The following is a 7,891-nucleotide window of genomic DNA, read 5'->3' as shown; positions in this document are numbered from 1 at the left end:
CCTGTTGCTGCGTGCCGTCCCGTCGCTGCGCGTGAACCACGCGAACTTCTTCACCAGCGCCAAATTCAGCACCAGCGACCCGCACAACCTCGCGTTCGGTATCCGCGACCTGCTGATGGTCACGGTGCTCAGTTCAGTCAGCGCGCTGGTGCTGGCCGTCCCCGTCGCGGTCGGCATCGCCGTGTTCCTCACCCAGTACGCGCCGAAGCGGCTGGCGCGTCCGTTCGGCGCGGTGGTGGATCTGCTCGCCGCTGTGCCGTCGATCATCTTCGGGCTGTGGGGGATTTTCGTGCTGGCACCGCAGATCGAGCCGGTGGCGGCGTATCTCAATCGCCACCTCGGCTGGTTTTTCCTGTTCAAGCAGGGCAACGTCTCGTTGGCCGGCGGTGGGACCATCTTCACCGCCGCGGTGGTGCTCTCGGTGATGATCCTGCCGATCGTCACCTCCGTCTCGCGTGAGGTGTTTCGGCAGACCCCGCACATCCAGATGGAAGCGGCCCAGGCGCTGGGCGCCACCAAATGGGAAGTGGTGCGGATGACCGTGCTGCCGTTCGGCCGCAGCGGTGTGATCGCGGCCTCGATGCTCGGGTTGGGGCGTGCGCTGGGCGAAACCGTGGCGGTACTGATCATCCTGCGGTCGGCCGCCCGCCCGGGTAACTGGTCGCTGTTCGACGGCGGCTACACGTTCGCCTCGAAGATCGCCTCGGCGGCCGCCGAGTTCAGCGAGCCGTTGCCCACCGGGGCGTATATCTCGGCGGGGTTCGCGCTGTTCGTCTTGACGTTCGTCGTCAACGCGCTCGCGCGGGCGATCGCCGGCGGCAAGGTCAACGGATGACCCGCGCCGGCGACGATGCAGAGCGAAGCGATGAGGAGGAGTGGCGCTCGTGACGGCTGAAGCGCTCGACCGGCCGGTCAAGGTCGAGGTGTTCAGGCCGCTGAGCTTTCGGCGTCGGATCACCAACAACGCCGCGACCATCTTCTTCCTCGGCTCGTTCTGCGTCGCGCTGGTGCCGCTGATCTGGGTGCTTTGGATCGTCATCGAACGCGGCTGGTACGCCGTGACGCGGTCGGGGTGGTGGACGCATTCGCTGCACGGCGTGCTGCCGGAACAGTTCTCCGGCGGCGTGTACCACGCGCTGTACGGCACGCTGGTGCAGGCCGGGGTGGCCGCGGCCCTGGCCGTACCGCTGGGACTGATGACCGCGGTGTTCCTGGTCGAATACGGATCCGGGCGCCTGGTGCGGCTGACGACATTCATGGTCGACGTGCTCGCCGGGGTGCCCTCGATCGTGGCGGCGCTGTTCATCTTCAGCCTCTGGATCGCCACGCTGGGCTTCCAGCAGAGTTCGTTCGCTGTGTCGCTGGCGCTGGTCTTGCTGATGTTGCCGGTGGTGGTGCGCTCCGCCGAGGAGATGCTGCGGCTGGTGCCCGACGACCTGCGTGAAGCCAGTTATGCGCTCGGTGTGTCCAAATGGAAGACCATCGTGCGGATCGTCTTCCCGATCGCGATGCCTGGCATCGTGTCCGGCATCCTGCTGTCCATCGCGCGGGTGATCGGCGAAACGGCGCCGGTGCTGGTGCTGGTCGGCTACAGCCGGTCGATCAACCTCGACATCTTCCACGGCAACATGGCTTCGCTGCCGCTGCTGATCTACACCGAGCTCACCAACCCCGAACACGCGGGCTTCCTGCGGATCTGGGGTGCGGCGCTGACGCTGATCATCATGGTCGCCGCCATCAACATCGTCGCCGCGCTGACCCGTTTCCTGGCCACGCGCAAACGCTGAGCGGGCTTACTTCGACGACGCTTTTGAGGCCGTCTTCTTGGCGGGAGCCTTCTTGGCGGCCGTCTTCTTCGCCGGGGCCTTTTTCGCCGCGGCCTTCTTCGCGGGCGCCTTCTTCGCGGGTGCCTTGCCGTTACCGGAGCGCGCCTTGACGCTGGCCTCGAGCTTGGCGAGCAGGTCGGAGACGTCCTCGGTCTCGTCCAGCTCCTTCGGCTTCTCCTCGGTGGTAAACGCCTCTCCGCCTTCGAGTTTGGCTTGGACCAGCTCGTGCAGCTGCTCCTGGTAGTCGTCGTGGTAGCGGTCGGGGTTGAACTCCTCGGCCATCGAATCCACCACCTGCCCGGCCATTTTGAGCTCGGCGGGTTTGACCTCGACCTTCTTGTCCAGGATCGGAAAGTCCGGATCGCGAATCTCGTCGGGCCACAACAACGTGTGGATCACCATCACGTCGCGTTTGCCGAAGTCCTTGACGCGCAAAGCCGCCAGCCGGGTCTTGTTGCGCAGGGTGAAATGCACGATCGCCATCCGATCCGTCTCGGCCAGCGTCTTGGCCAGCAGCACATAGGATTTCGACGACTTCGAGTCGGGCTCCAGGAAATAGCTGCGGTCGAACAACATCGGGTCCACGTCGCTGGCCGGCACGAACTCCAGCACCTCGATCTCGCGGCTGCGCTCCTCGGGGAGGGTGGCGATGTCGTCGTCGGTGATGATGACCGTGCGGCCGTCGTCGGATTCGTAGGCGCGGGCGATGTCACGGTATTCGACGACCTCGCCGTCCACCTCGCAAATGCGCTGGTATCGGATGCGGCCGTTGTCCTTGGCGTGCACCTGGTGGAACTTGATGTCGTGATCCTGGGTGGCGCTGTACACCTTGACCGGGACATTCACCAGCCCGAACGCGATGGAACCCTTCCAGATGGAGCGCATGCAGATCAGTATGCCCGGCGGGCCTGCGGCAAAACAGCACGACGAGGCTACGACCTTGGTCGTTGGACCGGGCCCGCGCACCGACGGGAGGCGCCCCTAGCGAGCCGAAGCGGCATCCAGCGCAGCCCGGTCCGGCAGGTCAGCTCCCGCGCGGGCGACGGTCAGCGCCGCACACATGCTCGCCGTCTCGAGTGCCGCGGTCAGCGCGTCCACATCGATTTCGCGCAACGCGGCGCGCCGGTCACCGCCCAACGATTCCGATTCCCACAGCGCGTCGAGCAGGCCGGCCATGAAGGAGTCGCCGGCCCCGACGGTGTCGACCACGCGGACCGCGCGGGTCGGCACCCGGGCCACCCCGGCCGCGCAGAAAGCCACCGCGCCGCGGTCGGCCATCGTCACCGCCACGATCGCGGGTCCCAACCGCAGCCACGTCTGCGCGATCTGCTCGGGCGGCTGCGTGGGGTCGATCCAGCGCAGGTCTTCCTCGCTGACTTTCACGATGTCGCTGCGTTCGACGAGATGCTCGATGCGCGCGACGGCCGGCTCCCGGTCGGCGATCAGCGACGGCCGCACGTTGGGATCGAAGGTGACGGTGGCCGAGACGCGATAGGTATCGATCAGCGCCGCCACCGCCAGGCAGCCCGGATCCTGCACGGCGGCTATCGATCCGGTGTGCACGAAAAGCGGCGGCGCGACCGGCGGGGTTCCGGAGAGCCGCCAGTCCAGATCGAAAACATAGTCGGCCGAGCCGTCTTCGGCGATCGTTGAACGCGCGGTCGCGGTGCGCCGCGCCGTTGTGCTATCCGAAAGCAGTTGCACGCCCGCGGATTCGACGTAGTCCGCGATGCGCCTGCCGTACGCGTCGTCGGCGATGGAGGTCAGGAAGTCGACCTCGCGGCCCAGCCGGCCGAGCCCGACGGCGACGTTGAGCGGGCTACCGCCGACATGCTCGTCGGCCCCGACGATGTCGATCAGCGACTCGCCGATGACCAGGCCGCGGGTCATCGCACCAAGGCCTCCAGCGTCGCGCGGGCGCCCTTGTGGTGCAGCGAGTCCAACGCCCAGGTGTAGGCCTGGACGAAGCGCGGCTGGTGGGCCAAATCGCCGAACACGGCCGCGATTTCGATGAACGCCGTGGGATTCTCGTACTGCGAACGCGCGATCGGGATCAGCGAATCCGCAAGTTGATCCACCACCTCGTACGGTTTACCCCATTCGTCGGTGCCTTCGGCGTAGCGGGCCCAGCTCGCCACCACCGCGGCCGTCACCTGAACCGGGCCGTCGCTGGCCAGGTTGTCGCAGATCACCGGGATCAACCATTTCGGAATGCGATCCGACGAGTAGGCACACAACCGCGACACCGTGTCGCGCACGCCGGGGTTGGAGAACCGCTCGACCAGCGTGCGGGTGTAGTCGTGCAGGTCGATCCCGGGCACCGGCGGCAAGGTCGGGATGGCCTCGGATTCAAAGTAGGCAAGCAGGAATTCGGCGAACAACGGATCGCTCGCGGCCTCGTGGACGAACGTGAAGCCGCACAGATGGGCGAAGTAGGCCAGGCACTGATGGCCCGCGTTGAGCAGTCGCAGCTTCATCAGCTCGTACGGGGCGACATCGTCGACCAGCAGCACGCCCGCCTTTTCCAGCGGCGGCCTGCCGTCGGCGAAATCGTCCTCGAGTACCCAGGCGGTGAACGGCTCGGCCACCACCGGCCACCGGTCGTTGATGCCGAAATCGCGCCGCACCTCGGCGGCCATCTGCAGGGTCGTCGCCGGGGTGATCCGGTCGACCATCGAACTCGGGAACCGGGCGCGTCCATCGATCCACTGCGCCAGTGCGGGGTCCCGGCTTTCGGCGTTCGCCAGCACGGCCCGCCGGGCGATCTCACCGTTGTTCTCGATGTTGTCGCACGACACGATCGTCGGCGCGGGAAGCCCACGCCGGCGACGCCGGTGCAGGGCCTCGACGATCAACGCGAAGGCGGGCCCGTCCGGGTCCCGATACCCGCCCTCGGTGATGGTCAGCGAAATGATCCGGGTGGCCGGTGCCGCAAGCACTTCCACCGCCGGCTCCGGATCGTCGGGGGCGTAGTGGTAGTCGATGATCGAGCCGATCACGTGGGCGTCCCGGCTGCCGTCGGGCTTTTCCAGGATCAGCGTATAGAGCCCGTCCTGATCGTCGAGCACATCGCGCATCGTCCAGTCGGCGGGCATCACCCCGACCCCGCAGATGCCCCACTCGCGCGCCAGGCCCTGCTGCAGCAGCAGATTGAGGTACGCGGCCTGATGCGCGCGGTGGAAATGACCCGCGCCGATATGCGCGATGCCGACGGTCACGCTGCCGCGGTCATAGGTCGGCGCCTCGATCGGCAGCGTGGCGAGCGTCGCATTGTTCAGATTGATTCCGCCAGCCTCCATTGGCCAACTCCTCCCCGGGCAGTGCCCGGATCGTCACCTGGCTACCGAACCTCCGCCCGGTGCGGCCGACAACAGTAGGGCATCGGCGATAGCGTGCCACGAATCTGTTATCGCGACTGCACCGGCCTCGATCAATTCCTCACGGCGACAATCCCGTTCGTCGGGCGGCACGAACATCAGGTTGCCGATGGTGGCGTAGCCGGCCGCGACCGCCGACGTCACGCCCGCCACCGAGTCCTCGATGGCCAGCCCTTGTTCGGCCGCCACGCCCAGCACCTGGCCGCAATGCAGGTACACCGCGGGATCGGGTTTGCTTGTCGGCACCGGAAGAGAATCCTCCGCACTGAACGTCACCGCCTCCGATAGCAGCGCGTCCAGACCGGTGGCGGCGAAACAGGCACGCAACCGCTTGGTGGCGCTGGAGCTCACGGCCGCCAGCGCGTAGCGCGTTGCGAGTTCTCGCAGCGGCTCCAGCACCTGCGGATCGGGGGTCAGCGTGGCGGCCAGATGAGCGGTGACCCGTTCGCGCTCCTCGCCCACCCACTGCTCGAGTTCGTCGGCGGACAGCGCGTTGCCGCCCGCGAGGTCGTCGGCGTTGGCGATCACCGCCGCGGGACGGCCCCGGGCCAGGGACTGCTCGAGCGGCACGACGCACTGCACCGCCAGGTCGAGGGCCGTGGTGCGGAAGTTCTTCCCGACGGCTCGCTTGCGCAACTCCTCGGAGCTGAGCGGGGCGGTCACGCCGAACCTGGCCAGGAAACGATTGGTCACCTCGGTCGAGGCGTCGAAAGCCGGCCGTTCCGAACCGAACAGGTTGTCGTCGGCGTCGCACAGCAACGTGGTGATCGGCGCCGGGTCGAAGGCGCGCACAAAGGTCAACCCGCCGGTCATCGCGACACCAACTCCCGCTCGTCATTGCGCATCGCGTCCCGCAGCGTGGGCACCACACCGCGCACGTCGATATCGGCGATCATCGCGCCCAGGCGCTGGGAGAAGCCGGGAACCGCGCGCACCTCGGCGAACATCTCATGCCCCAGCAGCGGATCCGGGTTACTGCGTGCCATGTTGGCCAACCTAGCGACCGGAATCGCCTGCGAGTCTTCCAGGCGCAGCTTGCGCCCGTTGAGGTCGTGGCCGCGCATGTAGCGCGCCCATCCGGCGACGGCCAACATCAGCAGCGTGTGCGGCCTGCCCTGGGCGATGGCCTCCTGCAGCGAGGGCAGCACGAACGTCGCGATCTTGTTCGTTCCGCGCCGCGCCAGCCGCGAAAGCTGGTCACTCATCCGGGGGTTGCTGAGCCGATCGAGCAAGGTGCCCCGGTACTCGGGGGTGTTCATGCCGGGAACCGGGGGCAGCAGCGGCTGAATCTCGTCGCGCAGGAGCTGTTCGACGTAGTCGAAGATGATGCGGTCCCGCATCGCCTCGTCGGTGCGCTGGTAGCCGGCCAGGGTGGCCAGGCAGGCAAGCGCGATGTGGGTTCCGTTGAGAAGACGGGTTTTGATCAGCTTGTGGTCGCTGACGTCGGCGACGAACTCGGCGCCGACCTCGTCGAGCGGTGGTCGCCCGTTGCTGAACGAATCCTCGATCACCCACTGGCGATGCGGCTCGGTCACCACCGGCCATTTGTCGGCGACGCCGAACGTCTGCTCGACGAATTTGCGCTCGGACTTGGTGGTTTGCGGGGTGATGCGGTCGACCATGGTCGACGGGAACGCGACGTGCGTGTCGATCCAGCGGGCGAGCCCGGGGTCCTTCAACGCGGCGAACGACACCAGCGCGGTTCTCGCGGGCTGGGTGTCGCCGGGAACGTTGTCGCAGCACAGCACCGTGAAGGGGGCGATGCCGGCGCGGCGGCGCCGATCCAGGGCTTCGGCCAGGTATCCCCACGTGGTGGCGAAACCGTCGGAGGAGACGAGGTCGGCGCGCACGTCGGGGTGGTCGGCGTCGAACTCGTCGGTGACCGGGTTGAGGAAGTATCCGTTGTCGGTGATGGTCAGGCTGACGATGCGGGTTTGGGGGTCTGCCAGGGCGGCACGCACGGCCGCGCCGTCGTTCGGTGCGTAATGCACGGAGCCGATCGAGCCGACCACGCGGGCGGTCTGGCGGTCGTGGCCGCGCTGCACGACGGTGTACAGCCCGTCCTGGGCCGACAGCAGGTGTTTGACGTCGGGGGAATGCAGGCTGACGCTGGTCACCCCCCAACGCCCAGAGATGCCCGAACGGGCCAAGTCGTCGAAGTAGACGGCCTGATGTGCGCGGTGGAAATTGCCCGCGCCGATGTGGACGACTCCTCGGCCGAGGGCCGACCGGTCGTAGGTGGGGATGTCGACGCGTTGTGAATGCAGTCGCAGCGTCGCATCGCTGAGTGGGACGCCGCTGTTTCGACGCCAAGGGGAGGGGACTACGTCAAACATTGTGTGTCTGTGCCCCGGGTCGATCGGCAATCTAACCCCTTCGTTAGTCATGTCACAAAAAAAGTCGACTGTGACACGATTAGTGGAGGTCAAAACGGTTAACACGCGCGAAACGCGTAGGTTGACAACATGGCACCGCGGGTGAAACTGACCAACGCCGACAAGGTGCTGTACCCCGCCACCGGCACCACCAAGGGCGAAATCTTCGACTACTACACGCAAATCGCCGAGGTGATGATCCCGCACGTCGCCGGCCGTCCGGCCACGCGCAAGCGGTGGCCCAACGGCGTCGACGAAGAGTCCTTCTTCGAAAAGCAATTGGCCGCATCGGCGCCCGACTGGCTGCCGCGCG

8 protein-coding genes are annotated in these 7,891 nt (G+C 66.9%); 3 read left to right on the top strand and 5 right to left on the bottom strand.

Features of this window, described 5'->3' with window-relative positions; genetic code table 11:
- Together pstC and pstA are read left to right on the top strand one after the other, a co-directional pair.
- A partial coding sequence (gene pstC / locus A9W96_RS17835; RefSeq protein ID WP_067141726.1) for a phosphate ABC transporter permease subunit PstC occupies nucleotides 1–835 on the top strand: 835 nt, incomplete at its 5' end.
- Nucleotides 836–884: 49 nt separating this feature from the next.
- Nucleotides 885–1,787: a phosphate ABC transporter permease PstA gene (gene pstA / locus A9W96_RS17830; RefSeq protein WP_066866841.1), complete on the top strand. Its 903-nt coding sequence runs from the start codon at nucleotides 885–887 to the stop codon at nucleotides 1,785–1,787.
- A 6-nt stretch (nucleotides 1,788–1,793) separates the two neighbouring features.
- Here pstA and A9W96_RS17825 read toward each other — a convergent pair whose 3' ends face one another.
- From A9W96_RS17825 to A9W96_RS17805, 5 genes are all read right to left on the bottom strand, one after another.
- Entirely contained in the window at nucleotides 1,794–2,711 is a 918-nt protein-coding gene (locus A9W96_RS17825; RefSeq protein WP_066866734.1) for a Ku protein, read from the bottom strand.
- Nucleotides 2,712–2,807: 96 nt separating this feature from the next.
- The gene (locus A9W96_RS17820; protein WP_067141719.1) at nucleotides 2,808–3,716 is read right to left on the bottom strand and encodes a carbohydrate kinase; all 909 of its coding nucleotides are present in this window, start codon (nucleotides 3,714–3,716) and stop codon (nucleotides 2,808–2,810) included.
- Nucleotides 3,713–5,125, bottom strand: coding sequence for a mannitol dehydrogenase family protein (locus A9W96_RS17815; RefSeq protein WP_082972388.1), 1,413 nt, complete (start codon nucleotides 5,123–5,125; stop codon nucleotides 3,713–3,715). Before A9W96_RS17815 ends, A9W96_RS17820 begins: the two co-directional genes overlap by 4 nt.
- Nucleotides 5,126–5,158: 33 nt before the next feature.
- Nucleotides 5,159–6,016 carry an HAD family phosphatase gene (locus A9W96_RS17810; protein ID WP_067025219.1) on the bottom strand — a complete coding sequence of 286 codons (858 nt, stop codon included), beginning with the start codon at nucleotides 6,014–6,016 and terminating at the stop codon, nucleotides 5,159–5,161.
- Nucleotides 6,013–7,539 (bottom strand): mannitol dehydrogenase family protein, encoded by a 1,527-nt coding sequence (locus A9W96_RS17805; protein WP_066878708.1) that lies wholly within the window; start codon nucleotides 7,537–7,539, stop codon nucleotides 6,013–6,015. Before A9W96_RS17805 ends, A9W96_RS17810 begins: the two co-directional genes overlap by 4 nt.
- Nucleotides 7,540–7,668: 129 nt before the next feature.
- Between A9W96_RS17805 and A9W96_RS17800 the strand changes: the two genes are divergently transcribed.
- Nucleotides 7,669–7,891 (top strand): hypothetical protein (locus A9W96_RS17800; protein WP_156765298.1); only part of this gene is annotated, 223 nt, incomplete at its 3' end.

It is taken from the genome of Mycobacterium sp. 1245852.3 (genome assembly GCF_001669335.1).
Taxonomy (GTDB): Bacteria; Actinomycetota; Actinomycetes; order Mycobacteriales; family Mycobacteriaceae; genus Mycobacterium; species Mycobacterium europaeum_A.
Note: the sequence above shows the minus strand (reverse complement) of the source record. Positions and strands in the feature narration are given on the sequence as shown.